This is a genomic window from Enterobacter sp. WCHEn045836, assembly GCF_003965585.1.
Lineage (GTDB): Bacteria > Pseudomonadota > Gammaproteobacteria > Enterobacterales > Enterobacteriaceae > Enterobacter > Enterobacter dissolvens.
The window spans coordinates 1-21489 of the sequence record NZ_RXPT01000013.1; the positions used below are offsets into that span (position 1 = coordinate 1).

General features: G+C 55.6%; 21 protein-coding genes and 2 pseudogenes. 10 read left to right on the forward strand and 13 right to left on the reverse strand.

Going from position 1 to position 21489, the window contains the following annotated elements:
• Positions 1-81 precede the first annotated feature (81 nt).
• The gene (tnpB, locus tag EKN38_RS17295) at positions 82-432 is read right to left on the reverse strand and encodes an IS66 family insertion sequence element accessory protein TnpB (protein WP_126522484.1); all 351 of its coding nucleotides are present in this window, start codon (positions 430-432) and stop codon (positions 82-84) included.
• Positions 429-836: an IS66-like element accessory protein TnpA gene (gene tnpA, locus EKN38_RS17300; protein ID WP_126522487.1), complete on the reverse strand. Its 408-nt coding sequence runs from the start codon at positions 834-836 to the stop codon at positions 429-431. The genes tnpB and tnpA overlap by 4 nt, the downstream gene beginning before the upstream one ends.
• Positions 837-917: 81 nt before the next feature.
• Between tnpA and EKN38_RS17305 the strand changes: the two are divergent.
• Positions 918-1073, forward strand: a pseudogene (locus EKN38_RS17305) (IS3 family transposase); the annotation flags it as partial.
• A 16-nt stretch (positions 1074-1089) separates the two neighbouring features.
• Here EKN38_RS17305 and EKN38_RS17310 read toward each other — a convergent pair.
• The 3 genes and pseudogenes from EKN38_RS17310 to EKN38_RS17320 all read right to left on the reverse strand — a co-directional run.
• A pseudogene (locus EKN38_RS17310) lies at positions 1090-1226 on the reverse strand (IS3 family transposase); the annotation flags it as partial.
• Positions 1227-1520: 294 nt separating this feature from the next.
• Complete coding sequence (gorA, locus tag EKN38_RS17315; RefSeq protein ID WP_126522489.1) at positions 1521-2876, reverse strand: glutathione-disulfide reductase; 1356 nt, start codon at positions 2874-2876, stop codon at positions 1521-1523.
• Between the two features lie 71 nt (positions 2877-2947).
• The gene (locus tag EKN38_RS17320; RefSeq protein WP_014833642.1) at positions 2948-3790 is read right to left on the reverse strand and encodes a 23S rRNA (adenine(2030)-N(6))-methyltransferase RlmJ; all 843 of its coding nucleotides are present in this window, start codon (positions 3788-3790) and stop codon (positions 2948-2950) included.
• 213 nt (positions 3791-4003) lie between these two features.
• Between EKN38_RS17320 and prlC the strand changes: the two genes are divergently transcribed.
• On the forward strand, positions 4004-6046 hold the full coding sequence (gene prlC / locus EKN38_RS17325) for an oligopeptidase A (protein ID WP_014833641.1): 2043 nt from the start codon (positions 4004-4006) through the stop codon (positions 6044-6046).
• 7 nt (positions 6047-6053) lie between these two features.
• Entirely contained in the window at positions 6054-6818 is a 765-nt protein-coding gene (gene rsmJ / locus EKN38_RS17330; protein ID WP_043951713.1) for a 16S rRNA (guanine(1516)-N(2))-methyltransferase RsmJ, read from the forward strand.
• A 66-nt stretch (positions 6819-6884) separates the two neighbouring features.
• Here the strand turns inward: rsmJ and uspA are convergent, their stop codons facing one another.
• The gene (uspA, locus tag EKN38_RS17335) at positions 6885-7322 is read right to left on the reverse strand and encodes a universal stress protein UspA (protein ID WP_003861223.1); all 438 of its coding nucleotides are present in this window, start codon (positions 7320-7322) and stop codon (positions 6885-6887) included.
• Positions 7323-7604: 282 nt separating this feature from the next.
• Here uspA and uspB point away from each other — a divergent pair, with 282 nt between their 5' ends.
• Positions 7605-7940, forward strand: coding sequence for a universal stress protein UspB (uspB, locus tag EKN38_RS17340; protein WP_003861224.1), 336 nt, complete (start codon positions 7605-7607; stop codon positions 7938-7940).
• A 54-nt stretch (positions 7941-7994) separates the two neighbouring features.
• Here uspB and pitA read toward each other — a convergent pair whose 3' ends face one another.
• Complete coding sequence (gene pitA / locus EKN38_RS17345) at positions 7995-9494, reverse strand: inorganic phosphate transporter PitA (protein WP_014833639.1); 1500 nt, start codon at positions 9492-9494, stop codon at positions 7995-7997.
• Positions 9495-9722: 228 nt separating this feature from the next.
• On the opposite strand from pitA, the gene EKN38_RS17350 reads away from it, so the two are divergent.
• Positions 9723-10919 (forward strand): NAD(P)/FAD-dependent oxidoreductase, encoded by a 1197-nt coding sequence (locus EKN38_RS17350; RefSeq protein WP_014833638.1) that lies wholly within the window; start codon positions 9723-9725, stop codon positions 10917-10919.
• A 16-nt stretch (positions 10920-10935) separates the two neighbouring features.
• On the opposite strand, the gene EKN38_RS17355 is transcribed toward EKN38_RS17350, so the two are convergent.
• Together EKN38_RS17355 and EKN38_RS17360 are read right to left on the reverse strand one after the other, a co-directional pair.
• The gene (locus EKN38_RS17355; RefSeq protein WP_014833637.1) at positions 10936-11889 is read right to left on the reverse strand and encodes a hydroxyacid dehydrogenase; all 954 of its coding nucleotides are present in this window, start codon (positions 11887-11889) and stop codon (positions 10936-10938) included.
• Complete coding sequence (locus tag EKN38_RS17360; protein ID WP_014833636.1) at positions 11889-12581, reverse strand: RraA family protein; 693 nt, start codon at positions 12579-12581, stop codon at positions 11889-11891. Before EKN38_RS17360 ends, EKN38_RS17355 begins: the two co-directional genes overlap by 1 nt.
• 169 nt (positions 12582-12750) lie before the next feature.
• Between EKN38_RS17360 and EKN38_RS17365 the strand changes: the two genes are divergently transcribed.
• Complete coding sequence (locus tag EKN38_RS17365; protein WP_014833635.1) at positions 12751-13488, forward strand: IclR family transcriptional regulator; 738 nt, start codon at positions 12751-12753, stop codon at positions 13486-13488.
• A gap of 35 nt (positions 13489-13523) precedes the next feature.
• On the opposite strand, the gene EKN38_RS17370 is transcribed toward EKN38_RS17365, so the two are convergent.
• Positions 13524-14858, reverse strand: coding sequence for an MFS transporter (locus tag EKN38_RS17370; protein ID WP_043951712.1), 1335 nt, complete (start codon positions 14856-14858; stop codon positions 13524-13526).
• 329 nt (positions 14859-15187) lie between these two features.
• On the opposite strand from EKN38_RS17370, the gene EKN38_RS17375 reads away from it, so the two are divergent.
• Positions 15188-16213, forward strand: coding sequence for a TerC/Alx family metal homeostasis membrane protein (locus EKN38_RS17375; RefSeq protein WP_014833633.1), 1026 nt, complete (start codon positions 15188-15190; stop codon positions 16211-16213).
• 60 nt (positions 16214-16273) lie between these two features.
• Here EKN38_RS17375 and EKN38_RS17380 read toward each other — a convergent pair whose 3' ends face one another.
• Positions 16274-16936 (reverse strand): HAD family hydrolase, encoded by a 663-nt coding sequence (locus tag EKN38_RS17380; protein ID WP_014833632.1) that lies wholly within the window; start codon positions 16934-16936, stop codon positions 16274-16276.
• 240 nt (positions 16937-17176) lie between these two features.
• Between EKN38_RS17380 and EKN38_RS17385 the strand changes: the two genes are divergently transcribed.
• A complete protein-coding gene (locus EKN38_RS17385; RefSeq protein ID WP_043951711.1) occupies positions 17177-17704 on the forward strand; it encodes an NlpC/P60 family protein in 528 nt (175 codons plus the stop codon).
• A 4-nt stretch (positions 17705-17708) separates the two neighbouring features.
• Here EKN38_RS17385 and EKN38_RS17390 read toward each other — a convergent pair whose 3' ends face one another.
• Both EKN38_RS17390 and EKN38_RS17395 read right to left on the reverse strand, forming a co-directional pair.
• Positions 17709-18503, reverse strand: a complete 795-nt coding sequence (locus tag EKN38_RS17390) for an SDR family NAD(P)-dependent oxidoreductase (protein WP_014833630.1) — start codon at positions 18501-18503, stop codon at positions 17709-17711.
• 32 nt (positions 18504-18535) lie between these two features.
• Positions 18536-19417, reverse strand: coding sequence for a LysR family transcriptional regulator (locus tag EKN38_RS17395; protein ID WP_043951710.1), 882 nt, complete (start codon positions 19415-19417; stop codon positions 18536-18538).
• 99 nt (positions 19418-19516) lie between these two features.
• Here EKN38_RS17395 and EKN38_RS17400 point away from each other — a divergent pair, with 99 nt between their 5' ends.
• A complete protein-coding gene (locus tag EKN38_RS17400) occupies positions 19517-20023 on the forward strand; it encodes a phenolic acid decarboxylase (protein ID WP_014833628.1) in 507 nt (168 codons plus the stop codon).
• 325 nt (positions 20024-20348) lie between these two features.
• Positions 20349-21488: a UDP-4-amino-4-deoxy-L-arabinose aminotransferase gene (gene arnB / locus EKN38_RS17405; RefSeq protein WP_014833627.1), complete on the forward strand. Its 1140-nt coding sequence runs from the start codon at positions 20349-20351 to the stop codon at positions 21486-21488.
• Position 21489 lies beyond the last annotated feature (1 nt).

A 21489-nucleotide genomic window follows, 5' to 3' on the forward strand; every position in this document is an offset into this window, starting at 1 on the left:
ACGAAGCGCGTCTTCCAGCGCGGCGATACGGGCGAGATAGTCCTGACTCATGACCCTATTTATAATGCGGTCATGTTCTTTTTACAACATTGTCAGTGAGTTAAGGCGTGCTGTTTTTGGCTGACGCCAGTCCAGCTTATCGAGGAGCATGGCAAGCTGTGAGCGGGTGATCGCGATTTTGCCATCGCGTACAGAAGGCCAGATGAACTGGCCTTCTTCAAGACGTTTGGTCAACAGGCACAGGCCATCTGCATCCGCCCAGAGGATTTTTACGGTATCGCCTTTGCGGCCACGGAAGATAAACAGGTGGCCGGAGAACGGATTGTCATCAAGAACATGCTGGACTAGCTCTCCCTGGCCATTGAAGGATTTACGCATATCGGTGACCCCGGCAACAAGCCAGATTCGGGTACCTGCTGGAAGGTTAATCATCCTGGCGCTCTCCCGGTCAGCTCACGCAACAACACGGCAAGCAGCTCCGGCGAGGGGTTTTCGAGGCTTATTTTACCGTGGCGGAACTCCACACAGCAGGAGGAAGCATTCAACGGGCATTGCCCGGAACTGGTATCTGATGCTGCCGGTTCAGATACGATCTCGACAGGTAGCAGTGAAAGCTCTGAAGGCGGGGTGACGGTTGCAGGCAGGCGACGTGATACTCGCCCCTCGTTTTGCCACATACGCAGCCACTTAAAAATCAGATTGTGAGCAACACCGTTTTCGCGGGCGATCTTAGCAACATTGGCACCAGGTTGAGACGCCAGCTCAACGATACGAAGTTTAAAGTCATTAGAATAAACAGTGCGGGATTCAGTTCGCCAGTCGGCAGTATTTTCCATGAATAGAGCTCTTTCTAAATTAGATGGAGCTCTAAGCTATCGATCCCGGAACCAGAATCACAGCAGGCAGTGGCTAGACGCTTACAAAAAGAACGCATCAGAAAGAGAATATACAAAACCCGGGATCTGGCCCGGGCGGAAATCTTCGATTACATTGAAGCGCTCTACAACAGGGCCCGGCGTCACAGTCATCTCGGCTGCGTCAGTCCGGAGGCCTTCGAACAGGCCTCGTCGTGAGGACAGAATTTGTCTACAGGCATGGGGTCAGTCCATGCAGACGAGCAACATGTGAGGCGGACATACCTGGTTCAATGGTCTGCTGAATAATGGCTATCTTCTCTCGCGAGGCTTACTCTTACGGAACTCTTGCCCCAATAGTATTCCTGTCATCTCTAAATTAGAACTGAGTTAGACATATATTTAAGCCTATCTCTTATTCTGAGATACATCTACTGTCTGGTATTTTACGGGGACGTCCCAGAGGGGGGCGTCGCTCCAAATGATTTTCCCGCAGGGCAAAGTTGTAATCAATCATCAATAGAGGCTTCACAAATTGAATTTGAGGCTGCAAAGATATTTATCAGTGTCATACATTCTTCTGGGTATATGTAAAACTGACCAAATACGCACGTAATGCCAGTTTTACAGTTTTCCAGAGAAATATGTATAGCTAAAATTTCTACACTAACGTGTGAGGGTAACAAACTCTTCCGCCGCCGTCGGGTGGATCGCCACGGTGTTGTCGAAGTCTTTCTTCGTCGCGCCCATCTTCAGCGCCACCGCAAAGCCCTGCAGGATCTCATCCATGCCAAAGCCAATGCCGTGGATACCGACAATCTTCTCGTCCGGGCCGACGCAGACCAGCTTCATGCGGCACGGCTGACGGTGCGAGGTGACGGCGGTATACATCGCGGTAAACGCCGATTTATACACTTTCACCTGGTCGTCGCCATACTGCTCGCGCGCCTGCGGCTCGGTCAAGCCGACGGTGCCGATTGGCGGGTGGCTGAAGACCACGGTCGGGATGTTGCTGTAGTCCAGATGCTCGTCCGGCTTGTTGTTGAACAGGCGCTCGGAAAGGCGACGGCCTGCCGCAACGGCTACCGGGGTCAGTTCAACGGCACCGGTGTTATCGCCCACCGCGTAAATGCCCGGCACGCTGGTGTTCTGGAATTTATCGACGACGATATAGCCTTTTTCGTCGGTTTTCACGCCTGTCACGCCGAGGTTGAAGTTATCGTTCGCCGGTTCACGGCCAATCGCCCAGATCAGGCAGTCGACGGTCTGGCTGCGACCATCTTCCAGCTCCAGGGTCAGGCTGCCGTCTGCATTTTTAATCACCGCTTTTGGCACGGCGTTGGTATGCAGGGTTGGACCTTCGGTGTTCATCACTTCCACTAAGGTGTCGACGATCAGCGGATCAAAGCTGCGCAGCGGCGCGTGTTTACGCACGAACAGGTGCGCTTCAGCGCCCAGCCCGTTAATCACGCCAGCCAGCTCGACCGCGATATAGCCCGCGCCCACCACGGCAACGCGCTCAGGCAGGGCAGGCAGCTCGAAGAACCCGTCGGAGTCGATGCCGTATTCGGCTCCCGGAATGTTCGGGTGGCTCGGACGGCCGCCGGTGGCGATCAGGATATGATCGGCAGTGATCGTCTCCCCGTTCACTTCGATCGTTTTCGCGTCCACAAAGCGGGCGAAGCCGTGGATCACATCTACGTTGTTCTTACCCAGCACGTTGTCGTACGAGGTGTGAATGCGGTCGATGTAGGCGGTACGGCTGGCGATCAGTTTGTCCCAGTTGAAGTGGTTGATCGTGGTGTCAAAGCCGTAATCCGGGCCATACATATGGATGGCTTCACGGATTTGCGCCGCATGCCACATCACCTTTTTCGGTACACAACCCACGTTGACGCAGGTGCCGCCCAGCGCTTTGGCTTCAATCAGCGCACACTTCTGGCCATACATGGCCGCACGGTTGATGGAGGCGATGCCGCCGCTACCGCCGCCGATTGCGATGTAGTCATAATGCTTAGTCATAGCTTTTATCCTTAATCGTGAATTGCCGCGATTGTATACCTGAAATCAATAGTTTCCACCGATGGCTGCGATTACTCTGGCACGATCCAGCTGACGGTGGCGTGACCTGTCCCGGCAGGCACCAGGGTTTTATGCAGCCACGGCAGAACGTTGTTCATCTGCGCTTCGAGCTTCCATGGCGGGTTAATGACAATCATGCCGGAGGCGGTCATGCCGCGCTGGTCGCTGTCCGGACGGACGGCCAGCTCAATCTGCAGGATTTTGCGGATGCCGGTCGCTTCCAGATCTTTGATCATGCGCTTGATTTGCGCGCGCAGAACCACCGGGTACCACAGGGCATAGGTGCCGGTCGCAAAACGTTTGTAACCTTCGTTAATGCCGGTCACCACCGCCTGATAGTCGGTTTTGATTTCGTATGGCGGGTCGATCAGCACCAGGCCGCGACGGGAGACCGGCGGCAGCTTGGCTTTCAACTGCTGGTAGCCGTCGGCTTTTTCCACACGGGCGCGGCTGTCTTTCTGGAACTCAGAACGCAGCAGCGGGAAATCGCTTGGGTGCAGCTCGGTCAGTTGCAGACTGTCCTGCTCACGCAGCAGCTGACGGGCAATCAATGGCGAGCCTGGGTAGTAGCGCAGTTGGCCGTTGCGGTTGAAATGATTCACCACACCAATGTATGGCTCCAGTTCGGCAGGCAGATCGTCCTGCTGCCAGATACGGGCGATCCCTTCCAGATATTCACCGGTACGCTCGGCGTGTTCGCCGCTCAGCTGATAGCGGCCCGCGCCCGCGTGGGTGTCCAGATAGAGAAACGGCTTCTCTTTCTCTTTGAGTGATTCAATGATCAGGCTCTGAACGGTGTGTTTGAGGACGTCGGCGTGGTTGCCTGCGTGAAAGCTGTGGCGATAACTGAGCATGGATGAATGTGTTCCGGGTAGTCAACGTAGGCCCGATAAGCGTAGCGCCATCGGGCAAAAATAGAGCGTATCGCCACAGTATACAGAAAAGTTTCCACGGCCGCGAAAGCGCAACGCCCGGCATTGAAATCCTCTACACTTAACCCCATTACTGAACCATATGCACAGCGCCGGATGCGCGCTTCATTCATCAAATTCAACAGGACAGCGTTTATGACCAATCCATTACTGACGCCTTTTTCGTTGCCACCGTTTTCTAAAATCCTCCCTGAGCATGTGGTTCCAGCCGTTACGCAAGCGCTGGACAACTGCCGCGCGGCGGTAGAAAGCGTGGTCGCGCAGGGCGGGCCGTACACCTGGGAAAATCTGTGTCAGCCGCTGGCCGAAGTGGATGACGTGCTGGGGCGTATCTTCTCCCCGGTAAGCCACCTCAACTCGGTAAAAAACAGCCCGGAGCTGCGTGAAGCCTATGAACAAACCCTGCCGCTGCTCTCTGAGTACAGCACCTGGGTCGGCCAGCACGAGGGGCTTTACAAGGCGTATCGCGATCTGCGCGACGGCGACCACTATGCCGAACTGAACACCGCGCAGAAAAAATCCGTCGATAACGCCCTGCGTGATTTTGAACTGTCCGGGATTGGCCTGCCAAAAGAGAAGCAGGTTCGCTATGGCGAAATCGCGGCGCGTCTGTCTGAGCTGGGTAACCAGTACAGCAACAACGTGCTCGACGCCACCATGGGCTGGACGAAGCTGATCACCGATGAAGCAGAGCTGGCGGGTATGCCGGAAAGCGCACTGGCGGCGGCAAAAGCCCAGGCCGAAGCGAAAGAGCAGGACGGTTTCCTGTTAACCCTGGATATCCCAAGCTATCTGCCGGTGATGACCTACTGCGACAACCAGGCATTGCGTGAAGAGATGTACCGCGCCTACAGCACCCGCGCCTCCGATCAGGGGCCGAATGCCGGGAAGTGGGATAACAGCCCGGTGATGGCGGAAATCCTCGCCCTGCGTCACGAGCTGGCACAGTTGCTGGGCTTTGACAGCTACGCGGACAAATCCCTCGCCACCAAAATGGCCGAGAACCCGCAGCAGGTGCTCGATTTCCTGACGGATCTGGCGAAACGCGCCCGTCCTCAGGGTGAAAAAGAGCTGGCCCAGCTGCGCGCCTTCGCCAAAGCGGAGTTCGGCGTGGATGAGCTGCAGCCGTGGGACATCGCGTATTACAGCGAAAAACAGAAGCAGCACCTCTACAGCATCAGCGACGAGCAGCTGCGCCCGTACTTCCCGGAAAACAAAGCCGTTAACGGCCTGTTCGAAGTGGTGAAACGCATCTACGGCATCACCGCCAAAGAGCGTACCGATATCGACGTCTGGCACCCGGACGTGCGTTTCTTCGAGCTGTATGACGAGAAAAACGAACTGCGTGGCAGCTTCTACCTCGACCTCTACGCCCGTGAGAACAAGCGCGGCGGGGCGTGGATGGATGACTGTGTCGGCCAGATGCGTAAAGCGGACGGTTCCCTGCAGAAGCCGGTCGCTTACCTGACCTGTAACTTCAACCGCCCGGTAAACGGCAAGCCTGCGCTGTTCACCCACGACGAAGTGATCACCCTGTTCCATGAGTTCGGTCACGGTCTGCACCATATGCTGACCCGGATCGAAACTGCAGGCGTGGCCGGTATCAGCGGTGTGCCGTGGGATGCGGTCGAGCTGCCAAGCCAGTTTATGGAAAACTGGTGCTGGGAGCCGGACGCGCTGGCGTTTATCTCCGGCCACTACGAGACCGGTGAACCGCTGCCGAAAGAACTGCTGGATAAAATGCTGGCTGCCAAGAACTACCAGGCGGCAATGTTTATTCTGCGCCAGCTGGAGTTCGGCCTGTTCGACTTCCGCCTGCACGCCGAGTTTAGCCCGGCGCAGGGGGCAAAAATCCTCGAAACGCTGGCTGAGATTAAAAAGCAGGTCGCGGTTATTCCAGGGCCAACCTGGGGTCGCTTCCCACACGCGTTCAGCCACATCTTCGCGGGCGGCTATGCGGCAGGTTATTACAGCTACCTGTGGGCCGATGTCCTGGCGGCGGATGCCTTCTCTCGCTTCGAAGAGGAAGGGATCTTCAACCGTGAAACCGGTCAGTCGTTCCTCGATAACATCCTGACCCGCGGCGGTTCAGAAGAGCCGATGGAGCTGTTCAAACGCTTCCGTGGCCGCGAGCCGCAGCTGGATGCGATGCTGGAGCATTACGGGATCAAAGGCTGATTGCTACGTGAAGATCTGCTTAGTGGATGAAACAGGCGCCGGAGACGGCGCCTTATCTGTTCTGGCGGCCCGCTGGGGGCTGGAGCACGATGAAGAAAACCTGATGGCGCTGGTGATGACGCCAGAGCATCTCGAATTACGTAAGCGCGACGAACCGAAACTTGGCGGGATTTTTGTCGATTTTGTCGGGGGCGCGATGGCACACCGGCGCAAGTTTGGCGGTGGCCGCGGTGAAGCGGTGGCCAAAGCGGTCGGTATCAAGGGAAGCTATCTTCCGGACGTGGTGGATGCCACGGCAGGGCTGGGGCGTGATGCGTTTGTGCTGGCCTCGGTGGGCTGTCATGTGCGAATGCTGGAGCGCAATCCGGTGGTGGCCGCGTTGCTGGATGACGGCCTGACCCGTGGCTACGCGGACCCGGAAATCGGCCCGTGGTTGCAGGAACGTTTACAGCTGATCCACGTCTCCAGCCTGACGGCGTTGACCGATATCACCCCGCGCCCGCAGGTGGTCTATCTCGACCCGATGTTCCCGCATAAGCAGAAAAGCGCGCTGGTGAAAAAAGAGATGCGGGTGTTTCAGTCGCTGGTGGGGCCGGATCTGGATGCGGACGGCCTGCTGGAGCCTGCTCGTCAGCTCGCGACGAAGCGGGTGGTGGTGAAGCGCCCGGACTACGCGCCGCCGCTGGCGGACGTTGCGACGACCAACGCGGTGACCACCAAAGGGCACCGGTTTGATATTTATATCCCCTCACCCCAACCCCTCTCCCCATAGGGGCGAGGGGCTCGATCCTTCCCTCTCCCTGTGGGAGAGGGTTAGGGGGAGGGGAATTTAATGCACTTACTCGTCTTCTTCATCACGCAGTGGAACAATCAGCATATCCACGTGAACGGTGTTGATCAGCTGACGCGCTGAGGACATCAGCTTGCTCCAGAAGTCCTGATGGTGACCGCAAACCACCAGATCCATATCGTATTTCTTGATCGCATCGACCAGCACCTGGCCCAGATCGCCGCTACCGCTTAAGGTTTCAGTGATCGGGTAACCCGCGTTGGTGGACAGTTCGCTCAGGGCGTGGTGAGTTTCTTCGGAGATGCGCTTCTGCATATCGCCGAGATTAACGTCGATCAGACCGGTGTAAAGGTCGGAGTAATTCACATCAACGTGAATCAGCGAAACTTTCGCGTTGTAGGGACGTGCCATGGATACTGCTTTATCAACCAGCACTTTGCTCTCCGGAGAGAGGTCTACCGCGATGAGAATGTGTTTGTAAGCCATAGTGTTACTCCTTCCTTAAGTTATCGATGACTAAACAGAAAGCCGTCGTCTGATGCTTTCATTACGGCCCAGTTAAACAAAATTTTCAAGCTTTGGTGTTGATAACGATTAACCTTGTGGCAAAAAAATTAACGGATCTCCTACACTATTTAATGAGCCGTTCGGATATTAAAACGCGAACCGGATCGACTTTTGGTCATTCTTTCACTGAACTGTCTGTCAGGGCATTGGGGTGCGGTAGCTCAGAAGCCTTGCTTCGTGGGCGGACGCCGGGGAGGATGTATGATTAGCACCGTCGCATTGTTTTGGGCGTTATGCGTAGTTTGCATAGTGAATATGGCGCGCTACTTCTCATCGTTACGTGCGCTGTTAGTGGTACTTCGTGGTTGCGATCCGTTGCTTTATCAGTATGTGGACGGTGGAGGGTTCTTCACCTCGCATGGACAGCCCAGCAAGCAGATGCGTCTGGTGGGATATATCTATTACCAGCGTTACCGGGATCATCATGATGAAGAGTTTATCCGCCGCTGCGAGCGCCTGCGTCGCCAGTTCATTTTGACCAGCGCCCTGTGTGGCCTGGTCGTCGTCAGTATGATTGCCTTAATGATTTGGCACTGAGCATAAAAAAAGCGGGTCAGTTTCCTGACCCGCTTTTTTGTCGCCTTCAGCCAATTAAATCAGCTTCAGCGCAATCCAGTACAACCCACCCGAGAGCAGGATAGATGCCGGAAGCGTAAACACCCAGGCCATCAGAATGTTGGTCACGGTTTTGCGTTGCAGACCGCCGCCATCAACAATCATGGTACCTGCCACGGACGAAGAGAGTACGTGGGTGGTGGAGACCGGCATACCGGTGTAGCTTGCCAGACCGATAGAGACCGCCGCCGTCATCTGCGCGGACATGCCCTGCGCATAGGTCATGCCTTTCTTACCGATCTTCTCGCCGATGGTGGTTGCCACACGACGCCAGCCAATCATCGTACCGATACCCAGTGCCAGCGCGACAGCCATGATGATCCAGATTGGCGCGTACTCAATGGTGTTGAGCATGTCGCTTTTCAGTTTCTTCAGCAGACGCTTGTCGTCAGCATTCACGTCTGGCAGCTTCGCGACTTTGTCGGTCACGTCAGAGATGCAGAGCATAATGCGACGCAACTGACCACGCTGTTCAACGGCCAGTTTGTCGTAGCTTTCGATATCGCCCAGCATGCCCTTGGCACGTTCCAGCGCGTTAATCGCGTTAGCCGGATGGCAGTGGAACTCACCTGGTGCGGTGGTCGCACCCGCTTCAGGAGACGGGATCAGTTGGTCAACGCCGGTTGCTTTCTTCAGCAGATCGGGATGCTGCTGGAAGTAAACTTCAACGTTGTTGATGGCATCACGGGTACGGGTGATTTCGTATCCGGAAGCATTCATGTTGACCACGAAGCCCGCTGGCGCAACACCAATCAGTACCAGCATCACCAGACCAATGCCTTTCTGGCCGTCGTTCGCACCGTGAGAGAAGGCCACGCCGATGGCGGAGATGATCAGGGCGATACGTGTCCAGAATGGCGGCTTTTTCTTGCCGTCTTTCTTCTCACGCTCTGCTGGCGTCAGGTGGATACGCGCACGTTTTTTCGTGTTGCTCCAGTAGCGACGCAGGATGAAGATTAACCCACCTGCAACCACCAGACCGACGATAGGCGAGATGATCAGAGAGCCGAAAATGCCCAATACTTTCGGGATATTCAGCGCATCAACGACGGAAGTGCCGGTCATCAGGGCGTTGGTTAACCCGATACCGATAATGGCGCCGATGAGGGTGTGAGAACTGGATGCAGGCAGGCCGAAATACCAGGTACCGAGGTTCCAGATAATTGCAGCAAGCAGCATTGAGAACACCATAGCGAGGCCATGGCCAGAACTTACGTTAAGCAGCAGATCCGTTGGCAGCATATGCACAATGGCATACGCAACGCTCAGTCCACCCAGAAGGACACCAAAAAAGTTAAATACCGCCGCCATCACGACCGCCAGTTGCGATCGCATTGCGCGAGTGTAGATAACCGTTGCTACTGCGTTTGCAGTGTCGTGGAAGCCGTTGATCGCTTCGTAAAACAGTACAAAAACCAGAGCAAGCAATAATAAAAGCCCGGTATGTAAATCCAGGCCGGCAAACAAATGTAGCATAGGACGTTACGCCATTTTGAGGACATGAACGCGGCGCATTATCCAGGACAAATGCGCGGCGGGCAAAGTGAAATATAGACTTTTTTTGACATACCACCTGATTTGGGAAAAGTGCCTGAAAGGATATTCTTTAAATTTCAATGAAATGGCTTTGTAATATCTTTTTACGCTGGTGTGACCACAGAGGAAACTTTACAATCCGCGGCAGTGAACAAAGAGGGTTTTGACGTGGAAAGGTTTGATGCCGTGGTAATTGGCGCCGGTGCGGCGGGTATGTTTTGTGCGGCGATGGCCGGACAGGCGGGTCGTCGCGTGCTGCTGCTGGATAACGGTAAAAAGCCTGGGCGCAAGATCCTGATGTCTGGCGGCGGTCGCTGCAACTTTACGAACCTGTATGTCGAACCTGCGGCCTATCTGAGCCAGAACCGCCATTTTTGTAAATCTGCGCTGGCGCGTTATACCCAGTGGGACTTTATCGAGCTGGTGGGTAAGCACGGCATCGCGTGGCATGAGAAGACGCTGGGACAGCTGTTCTGCGACGACTCCGCGCAGCAGATTGTCGATATGCTGGTGGCCGAGTGCGAGAAGGGCGGCGTGGTGATGCGCCTGCGCACGGAAGTGCTGGAGGTGGCGCGCGACGAGCAGGGCTATACGCTGCAGCTCAACGGTGAAACCGTCAGCGCCGATAACCTGGTCATTGCCAGCGGTGGTCTGTCGATGCCGGGGCTGGGCGCCTCGCCATTCGGCTACAAAATTGCCGAGCAGTTTGGCCTGAAGGTGCTGCCAACGCGTGCGGGACTGGTTCCTTTTACTCTGCACAAACCGCTTCTGGAACAGCTTCAGACGCTTTCTGGCGTTTCTGTACCTTCCGTTATTACCGCCGAAGACGGAACGGTGTTCCGCGAAAACCTGCTCTTTACCCATCGTGGCCTCTCGGGACCGGCGGTGCTGCAAATCTCCAGCTACTGGCAGCCGGGCGAGTTCGTCACGGTTAACCTGCTGCCGGAGTGCGATCTGGATGCGTTCCTCAATGAACAGCGTGCGGCGCACCCGAATCAGAGCCTGAAAAATACCCTGGCGATGCCGTTGCCAAAGCGTCTGGTGGAGTGTTTGCAGGGGTTAGGGCAGATCCCGGATGTTTCCCTTAAGCAGCTTAACAGCCGCGAGCAGGAGACGTTGGTAGAGACCCTGACAAACTGGCGTGTGCAGCCCAACGGCACCGAAGGCTACCGCACGGCGGAGGTCACGCTGGGCGGCGTCGACACGAATGAGCTCTCCTCTCGCACCATGGAAGCGCGCAACGTGCCGGGGCTCTACTTCATCGGTGAAGTGATGGATGTGACCGGCTGGCTCGGTGGGTATAACTTCCAGTGGGCGTGGGCCAGTGCCTGGGCGTGTGCGCAGGCGCTGGCAGAGAAGCCCTGAGGGAGTCCATTTTGGATTAGCGGCTCGCGGTAAGCGTTGTTTCTTCAGCTTCACGCACAACGTCTACAATATTGCTGGCCGCCACAGTACCCATTTTGATATACGACGCTGCGCTGACGCCGCCAATATGAGGGGAGATAATGACGTTCTCGACCCCTTGCCAGAGGTGCGGGGCGGTCAGGGGTTCACGGGTAAAGCTGTCCAGCCCCGCGCTGTGCAAGGTTCGATTCTTTAGCGCCGCGAGCAATGAACGATCGTCAATCAAGCCGCCGCGTGCCGTATTCACCAGAATAGCGTTTCGCTTAACGTATGCGAGCGTCTCTGCATTGATCATGCCCCGATTTTCGTCGGTGAGCGGACAATGCAACGAAATCACATCGGAACGGGAAAGAAGGTCGGTCAGGGTGTCAGTGCGCTGGCACACGTCAGGCATTGTTTTAGCGAAGGGATCGTAAGCCAGAACCCGCATACCAAAGACGTGACCAATATTCGCCACCCGCGAGCCAATCGCCCCCAGCCCGATCAGCCCCAGCGTTTGCCCCTCCAGTTCGATGGATTTATGCGTGGCTTTGTCCCAGTGCCCTTCGCGCAGTCGCGTGTCCAGAGATACCACCGATTTGGCGCAGGCGAGAATCAACGCCCAGGTGTGTTCCGCCACCGCCGCCGCGTTAGCTCCCGGTGCAGAGCGGACGGCGATATTACGCTCAGCCGCTGCCACCTGGTCTATCACATCGATCCCGCTTCCGTGCTTGGAAATAACCTGCAGGGCTGGTGCTGCATCCATGATTTTCGCGCTAATCTTGCCGTAACGTACCAGTATTGCCACCGGATTATATTGTTCACACAGTGCAATCAGCTCATCCTCCGTGGGCTGACGACCCGCAAATACCACCTCAAAGTCGTGCAATATCGCCATGGCTTGCTCTGCCAGGTCGCTCCCGGTTACCAGGACTACCTTCTTATTAGTCATTACAGCGTCTCCCCGTCTGCCAGCATGCCCGCCTTACGCAGCGCGTCATTGAGCCAGTGTGGGCGTAAATCGCCCTCACGGATAGCAGCGAGACGTTTGGTCTCCATCTCGAGCTTCTCTTTTGCCAGACGGATTATCTGCTTAACGTCCTCGCGTGGGATCACCACCACGCCGTCGATATCGGCCACGACCAAATCTCCGGCCTGCACTGTCGCCCCGGCAACGGAAATGGGATGGTTCACCCGGCCAGAAATGGACTTTGTCGGGCCGCAGGGATTCAGACCCGCAGAGAAAACGGGATAGTTACCCTTGCTCAGTGTGTCGGCGTCACGTACCGCTCCGTCGATAATGATCCCTGCAATACCGCTCGCCTGAGCCTGGGTTGCCATGATTTCACCCAGTAGCGCGCAGCTCAGATCGCCTTTGCCATCGACGACCAGCACATCGCCGGGCTGGGCAACGGCCATCGCGGCATGAATGGCCAGATTATCCCCGGGACGCACCTCAACGGTAACTGCCGGACCCGCAACGGCCATGTGCGATGCCAACGGTTTGATTCGTCCATGCAGCGTACCGCGGCGCCCGGCGACATCCGCCAGTATGGCAGCCTGATATTCGGCGGCCTGGCGGACCTCTTCAGCTGAAACGCGTTCGAACTGGCGATTGATCAATGATTTTTCAGAAACGGACATGACGCTCTCCATATTGTTTTACTGTGTACAATGCAGGTGTACAATACAAAACAACTATAGCGGTGTTGCTTTCCTTTTAGCCAGACCTGAGAAGGGGTTTGTGATGTAAACACGAAGTGACTCACAAAATTTGAGGTACACTCTCTGCCGGGCTGAAAAGGAGATAATGATGGGGAATGAAGGCGTTGTAGCGGTTGAAAAAGCGCTGGCTTTACTGGATTGCTTCCGTCCTGGCGATGAAAGCCTGACGTTAACCGCCCTGGCGCAGCTATCGGGTTACCACAAAACCACGGTTTACCGCTTAATGAACTCTCTTGAACGGATGAACTATGTCGTCAGGCATGATGACGGCAATTATGCGCTTGGCCCTCGTCTGCTTTATCTCGGTAAGCTGTATGAACAATCTTTCCATCTTTCCCGGGTGGTTCAGCCGGAACTTCAGGCCTTGTCTCTGGCTTCCCAGGAGAGCGCCAGCTGGTATGTATTAGAAGGCGGGCAACGTCTGTGCCTGTTTAGGGCAGAAGCGTCACATGGGCTCCGTCACAGCAATCTCCCCGGCACCCAGTTCCCGCTGGACGATTCTGCTATCAGTAAGGTTCTACGCCATTGGGGCCTCAATGAGCCCCTGCCGGGCGGTGAGCCTGCGCTTCCGCTCTACACGGCAGGTGCCCGCGATCCCCATACCGCTGCGTTTGCGATGCCCGTCTTCGGCGTTCATGACAAACTGATTGCGGCGCTGGCACTGACCGGTCCCATCTCACGACTGACGGAAGATCGCAGGGAGCAAGGTATTCGTCAGTTGATGCACGACACCGCCAGCCGCCTGTCACAGAAAATGGGGGCCAGTAAGCCCTTCTGTCAGCAGTTCTACGGGGAAACGAGCGACACAGCGGAAGAAAACCGTTAACGAAAAGCGGGACACGCGTCCCGCTTTTGTCATTGCTAATGCGTGACCTGATTTTCGTGTAGCTGAGCGTTACGGGCCTGTCGTCCCATAATGAGTACTGCGATACCTCCCGCCACACACAGCGCCGCCAGCGGAAGCATCGCCAGCGTGTAGCTGCCCGTCCGCTCATTAATAATACCGTATGCATTGACCATGACCGCGCCGCCGATCAGGTTAGCAATAGCGCCAATTGCGGCGAGTCCTGCAGCCGCCGAGGTACTGCTCATCCAGCCGGACGCCAGCGCCCAGAAAGGCCCTTTCATTGAATAAGCGCCGATGAGCATGATGCTGAGAATAACAATGGTGGCAGCAAGGGAGACGCTGACAAATGCGGCAAATACGCCTGCGGCAATCATGAAAAGCGTCAGCGCAGTATGCCAGCGGCGTTCGTTGGTTCGGTCAGAACTTCGTCCCCATACAATCATGAGTACGGATGCCAGACCGTACGGGATGGCGTTGAACAGACCTGTCTCAAGATTATTGAGATGGAAGGATTTCAGCAGTTGAGGAGACCATACGCTGATGGTGGTGCCAGCAGACGATGCGCCAGCGTAAATCAGCGCCAGCAGCCAGATTTGGCGATGTTTCAATAACTGCCACGTCGTTTGATGTCCAATATTCTTTTGCTGATTGCGCTCGTTTTCCAGCGTGGTTTCCAGCCATTGCTTTTGTTCACTGCTGAGCCAGTTCGCCTGATGAGGGCGATCGCGGAGAATAAACCAGGCGGCAATGCCGAGCAGTACGGCGGGCAAACCTTCAATGATAAACAGCAGATGCCAGCCGCGAAGACCCAACCAGCCATCCATTGACAGAATCAGCCCGGAGAGTGGGGAGCCAATGAAGTTGGCGAGTGGGATGGCGACCATAAAGGAGGCAATAATGCGTGCGCGATAGCGGGAAGGGATCCACCAGGTCAGATAAAGCACGACGCCAGGGAAGAAGCCCGCCTCTGCGGCGCCGAGAAGAAAACGGACGATATAGAGCGACGTGGTGTTCTGGACCAGCGACATACACATGGACACAATGCCCCAGCTAATCATGATGCGCGGGATCCACAGTCGTGCGCCGACTTTTTGCATCGCCAGGTTGCTTGGCACTTCAAACAAAAAATAGGCCACAAAGTAGAGACTGCTGGCGAAACCAAATGCCGCTTTGCTGAGACCGAGATCCTCATTCATCTGCAGCGATGCCATGCCGATGTTCCCGCGATCGATAATGGAGATCAGATAGCTGACGATGAGAAACGGCAGGATACGCCAGATGACCTTCCGCATCGTCTCCTTTTCTATCCCCTCACTGGTGGTAGCGCCATAACGCGTTTGTTCTGTCATTGTGTCCTCGCAGGGTCTGTTCTTGGTTTTATCAGGTACAACTCAGTTTTATTTAACAAAACCACTATAGCGACGTTGCGTTATTTTTATCCAGTGAATGGAAGGTTTAAATTATGTAAATAAGAGGTGACTCACATATCAGGCGCGTTACGCAAAGCGCCTAAACGGCAGATGCGTCACCCCACATTGTGAGGTAAAGTACACGCCTTGCGCAGCCACAGAGCTGCGGTTTGAAGGGGGAACCGGTGTAAAACCGTTCCATCTTTTTCTCTGCTGGCATATGCCAGTCTGCATGGTTTTTGTGTTTTGCCTCTAAAAAAGGGTTGTGTATGTCTGCTGCTCATCTCGGTTTCCCGACGGAAACCGTTGTTGTCTTTGTGGTGATGGCTGTCGGGGCGATGTTTATCGACCTCTTCATGCACCGTCACGATAAGCCTGTCTCGCTGAAAAGTGCCGCGATGTGGTCCGTTTTCTGGTTCTCGATGGCGATGGCGTTTGCCGGGTTCCTGTATGTTCATCACGGCGCCGAGATGGCTAGCCTGTTCCTCACCGGCTATGCGCTGGAAGAGGTGCTCTCGGTCGATAACCTGTTTGTGATGATGGCGATTTTCGCCTGGTTCGGTGTACCAGATAAGTACCGTCACCGCGTGCTTTACTGGGGCGTACTGGGGGCCATTGTCTTCCGCGGTATCTTCGTGGCCATTGGGACCAGCCTGCTGAGTCTGGGGCCGTACGTGGAGGTTATTTTCGCGCTGGTTGTTGGCTGGACGGCGGTGATGATGCTCAGGCGCAACGAAGAGAGCGACGAGGTTGAAGATTACTCCGGGCATCTGGCCTATCGGCTGGTGAAGCGTTTTTATCCTGTCTGGCCGAAAATCAGCAGCCACGCCTTCATTCTGACGCAGAAAGAGGTGGATGCGGAGCTGGAAAAACCGGAAAATCAGGACGTGATGGTTGGGCGCGTCAAAAAAGCGAAGCGTTACGCGACGCCATTATTGCTTTGCGTGGCGGTCGTGGAGCTGTCCGATGTGATGTTCGCGTTTGACTCCGTACCGGCCATTATCGCCGTCAGCCGCGAGCCGCTGATTATCTACAGCGCCATGATGTTTGCCATCCTCGGCCTGCGTACGCTCTATTTCGTACTGGAAGCGCTGAAGCAATATCTGGTTCATCTGGAGAAAGCGGTGGTCCTGCTGCTGTTCTTCGTGGCGTTCAAGCTCGGTTTGAATGCGACGGACCACTTCTGGCACCACGGCTACAGCATTGGCGCGACGACCAGTCTGTTCGTGGTATTAGGCGTGCTGGCGCTGGGGATTATTGCGAGCGTGATGTTCCCTGGGAAACGTGAGGCCTGATGCACCGCTCTTCTCCCTCTCCCTGTGGGAGAGGGCCGGGGTGAGGGCACCAGACCGCACCTAACCCTTAATCGGTGAGTTGCGGCGCTTGCGCGGATGATGGAAGTGCCGCCAGTGTGGATCCTGCGCAGCCGCCAGCAGTTCATGGTCGCCACGGGTATCACCCCAGGCGCGCAGGTGGTACGCGTTCAGATTGCCATACACCTTTTCCAGTCTGGCGACTTTCTGGGCGCAGCGGCAGTTGTTGCCGGTAATGCGCCCGGTCAGCTTGCCGTTTTTCACTTCCAGTTGCGTGCCAATCAGCTTGATGCCGAGTTTGTCAGCCCACGGCTGGAGCACCAGAGCAGGAGAGGCGGAGCAGATCGTCACTTCCGCACCGGAGTTCACTTCAGCCGCCACCGCCAGCACCCCTTCGGGGCGCATCAGCTTGTCCCAGTATTTTTCGCAAAACGCTTCCGCCTGCTGTCGTAGCCAGTGCTCATCCACGCCCGTCAGGAAGGTCTTAATCAGTACCTCTTTCAGCTCATCGCGCGTTAGCTTGCGGCGCACGCAGTGCAGCGTCGGTAGCGCCATACGCACCAGACGGCCTGCGAAATAACGTTTGCCGAAGGCAAAACGCAGGAAAGGGATGAAGCTGTCGTGGTGCGTTAACGTTCCATCAAAGTCGAAGACAGAGAGCACGTTGGATTTGGCCACGGCCTCGTCGGCAATCATATTGGTCATAAATACGTCTTAGCTGAAATACACATTCTGCTCATTAGTTTACCTGCTTTGGCGCCACAGTCCTTAAACCATGCGCTTTTTTTTCTCATTCTTGCGACCCAACCGAGGAGTCCAAAAACAGACCCGATAAAGATTGGGTAAAAAGTGAGCTGTCTATATTATCGCCGCATCGAAAGATATTTGGGAGGAACGTTGGCCTCCACCGGTAAGGAAAAATTCACTCACTTTTTCTCTCTTGATATGACGTTCAGATCGCTTATTTCAATACTCTCGTTAAGTTTTGCTTCGTTTTCCGCGTTCAGTTTTCAACTGCCCGCATCCATGCTATCGATGAACCACGACCTCGCGGGAACGCCGGCGAAATCGGCGCTGCTTCACCCGCAAGCGGCTCCGCTGCGCTCACGTATTCTTGACCAGTATCAGAAATGGAAAGGCACGCACTATCAGTGGGGCGGCTCCACGCATCGCGGGGTGGACTGTTCCGCGCTGATGCAACATCTGTTCAGCGATGCCGCGCATCTCAGCCTGCCGCGTACGACGAGCGAGCAGATCCATCGTGGCGTGAAGGTGGCACAGTACCGGCTTCGGGCCGGGGATCTGGTGTTCTTCCGGACCGGCCCGAACCAAAAGCACGTGGGCGTCTATATTGGCGGTAGCCAGTTTATTCATGCCTCAAGCAGTCAGGGCGTGACGGTGTCCACCCTGAACGATAGCTACTGGCAGGCGCGCTATATTACTGCCCGCCGGGTTGCAGGCAGTGAGACCTGACCACTCAGATAATGTCATCCACCACGCCACCGTCGACGCGTAACGCCGCGCCCGAGGTGGCGGAGGCCTGCGCTGAGCAGACATACACCACCATATTGGCCACCTCTTCAACCGTGGCCGCACGCTGGATCACCGAGCTGGGGCGGTTGGCCATCACAAACTCTTTTGCCAGCTGTTCCAGCGATTTACCGGTTTTTTCGATCTCGTCTTTCATCATCTCCGCGAATCCGTCAGACATCGTCGGCCCCGGCAATACGCTGTTGACCGTCACGCCGCTGCCCGCCACGAACTTCGCCAGTCCGCGTGCCAGCGAGAGCTGCGCCGTTTTGGTCACGCCGTAGTGGATCATGTCCGCCGGGATATTGCAGGCCGACTCGGAGGAGATAAATACCACGCGGCCCCAGCCTTTCTGCACCATGCCGGGCAGCAGCGCGCGTGAGAGACGCACGCCGGACATCACGTTGGTCTGCCAGTAACGCTCCCAGGTGTCATCGTCGGTGGCGTAAAAATCCTGCGGCCCGTAAATCCCGGCATTGTTGACCAGAATGTCGACGTTGCTCGCCACCTTCAGCAGCGACTCGACCCCTTCCGGCGTGCTGAGATCGGCTATCGCGGCACGCACCTGCACGCCCGGCACCACCTGCTGCAGCTGCTGAATACCTTTATTCACCGACTCCGTACTACGGCCATTGACGATCACTTCCGCACCGCTTTCGGCCAGCCCTCTGGCAATGGCGAAGCCGATCCCGCCGGTGGAGGCGGTAATCAGCGCCACTTTTCCCGTAAAGTCGATTTTCATCCTCTGCTCCTTATCGTTTTAACGTTCGGACCTTAAAGCGTAGCAGGTGACGATGACGGCTCCTGGCTAAAAAGGCGCAACAGGGTCTCAACCTGTTCGTCCAGCGGGTTAAGGGAGCGCTTAACGATCAGGTGCAGCGGCGTGGCCCGACGCACGCCGTGACTGAGCGGCAGCATCTTCAGCACCCCTTGATCCAGCTGAGCCTGAATGCGCTCCTCCGGCAGCCAGCCGTAACCCACCTGCGACATCACCGCCTCAATGGCGGCGTCAATGGTGGAGAAGGTCCATGAGCCTCCGGCAGCGCGCGCGGAAGAGTGGTTGTCTGCAATCTGGATCAGCGGCCACGGGCGGAGCATGTCGTCATTAAGCGGGGCGTCGAGCTGAAAGAGGGGATGCTGGTGATGGGCCACGGCGACAAAGTCGATATTCATCAGCCATTCGCCCAGCCCGGTAATATCCTGGCGGCGGGTGAGGATCATCACATCGGCTTCATCGTTAATGGCATCGGCGCGGGTATTTTCCAGCACTTCGGTGAGGCGCACCTGCGTTTGCGGGTACAACTGCTGGAACTGACGCAGGATGGCGAACAAACGCCGGCGGGGGAAGATATTGTCCACCACCAGATCCAGTCGCGTGCGCATTCCGTTGCGCAGGGTAGCCGCCCGCGTCTCAACGTAGGCAAAGGCTTTCAGCAGCGGTTTGACCTGGTTGAGAAGCAGTTCCCCGGCAGGGGTCAACACCGCCCGGCGCCCTTCCTGCACCAGAAGCGCCACCCCCAGCCGTTCCTGCAACAGCGACAGGTTATAGCTGACGGAAGACTGGCTGCGGTGCGTCTCTTCCGCTGCTCTTGCAAAGCTGCCCGCGTCCACCACTCTCTCCAGCAAAGACCATTGTTCGAGCGTCGTCTTGTGCATAATTAATCTAAAATTTGGATGAATTTGATTCAAACATAGCGTTATTCATTCATTTTTTGAAGGGGTACGATCGTCTCATCAAAACAAAGGAGACATCTTATGAGCACCTTCGACAAACATGACTTAAGCGGCTTCATCGGCAAACATCTGGTTTATACCTACGATAACGGCTGGAACTACGAGATTTATATCAAGAATGAAAAGACCATCGACTACCGTATTCACAGCGGTCTGGTGGGTAATCGTTGGGTAAAAGATCAGCGGGTATACATTGTTCGCGTAGGTGAGAGTATTTATAAAATCTCCTGGACCGAACCCACCGGCACCGATGTTAGCCTGATTGTGAACCTGGGCGACAAACTGTTCCATGGCACCATCTTCTTCCCACGTTGGGTCATGAACAACCCGGAAAAAACCGTCTGTTTCCAGAACGATCACATTCCGCTGATGAACAGCTATCGCGATGCGGGCCCGGCCTATCCAACGGAAGTGATTGATGAGTTTGCCACTATTACCTTTGTGCGCGACTGCGGAGCCAACGATGACAGCGTAATTGCGTGTGCTGCCAGTGAATTGCCAAAAGACTTCCCGAATAATTTAAAATAAGCGCGACAATTAACTAAAAAGAAAAGTTCCCGGTTGTTTCTGCTTTTACAGAAATAACCGGGATTTTTTTTTGTTTGTTGAGGGTTGGTTTAAACGTTACATTTTGCAAAAATTGAATGTGATCACAAAATAAAAAATTCATAATTATGTAACCTCTTGTTTATAAAGTTAATTAAATACACTCCTTAACACTTTAAATACGCATCTTAATTTTTCCCTAAGAAATGCGCGTTACCTTGATATGAGTTTATGAACCGTTGAAATAAACGAACCGGTAATTGGTTAATATCAAAAGCGTGCCATTCTTATTGCAAGGAAATTAATGATGAGCGATTTTTTGCCTTTTTCCCGCCCGTCCATGGGCAATGAGGAAATAACGGCGTTGCAGGAGGTATTAACCTCTGGCTGGATCACGACCGGGCCGAAAAATCAGGCGCTTGAAGAGGCATTCTGCCAACAGACCGGGAATCACCACGCCATTGCCGTCAGTTCGGCCACCGCCGGGATGCACGTCACCCTGATGGCGCTGGGTATTGGCCCTGGCGATGAAGTGATTACCCCCTCCCTGACCTGGGTCTCCACGCTGAATATGATTGTTCTGCTGGGAGCAACCCCGGTGATGATCGATGTGGACAAAGACACGCTGATGGTCACCCCGGACGCGGTTGAGGCCGCCATTACGCCGCGCAGCAAAGCCATTATCCCGGTGCATTACGCCGGCGCGCCATGTGACATCGACGCCATTCGCGCCGTGGGGGAGCGTCACGGTATTCCGGTGATTGAAGATGCGGCACACGCCGCGGGCACGTACTACAAAGATCGCCACGTGGGCTGGCAGGGCACGGCAATTTTCTCCTTCCACGCCATTAAAAACATGACCTGCGCCGAGGGCGGTCTGGTGGTGACGGATGACGAACAGCTGGCACAAAAAATCCGCAGCCTGAAATTCCACGGTCTGGGCGTCGATGCCTATGACCGCCAGACCCACGGCCGCGCGCCGCAGGCCGAGGTGATCGCGCCTGGCTTTAAATACAACCTCGCGGACATCAACGCCGCGCTGGCGCTGGTGCAGTTGGGCAAACTGAAACAGGCCAACAAACGCCGTCAGGACATCGCCGAACGCTACCTGCGCGAGCTGGCCGACACGCCGTTCCAGCCGCTAACGCTTCCGTCATGGCCGCATGTGCACGCCTGGCATCTGTTTATTATCCGCGTGGATGAAGCCCGCTGCGGGATCTCCCGCGACAACCTGATGGCGGCCCTGAAAGAGCAGGGCATCGGCACTGGCCTGCATTTCCGCGCGGCACACACGCAAAAATACTACCGCGAGCGTTTTCCTGATGTATCGCTCCCGCATTCTGAATGGAACAGCGCGCGTATTTGTTCTCTCCCACTTTTCCCGGACATGACTCATGACGACACAACCCGCGTCATTACCGCGCTCCATCAGCTTGCAGGACATTGAT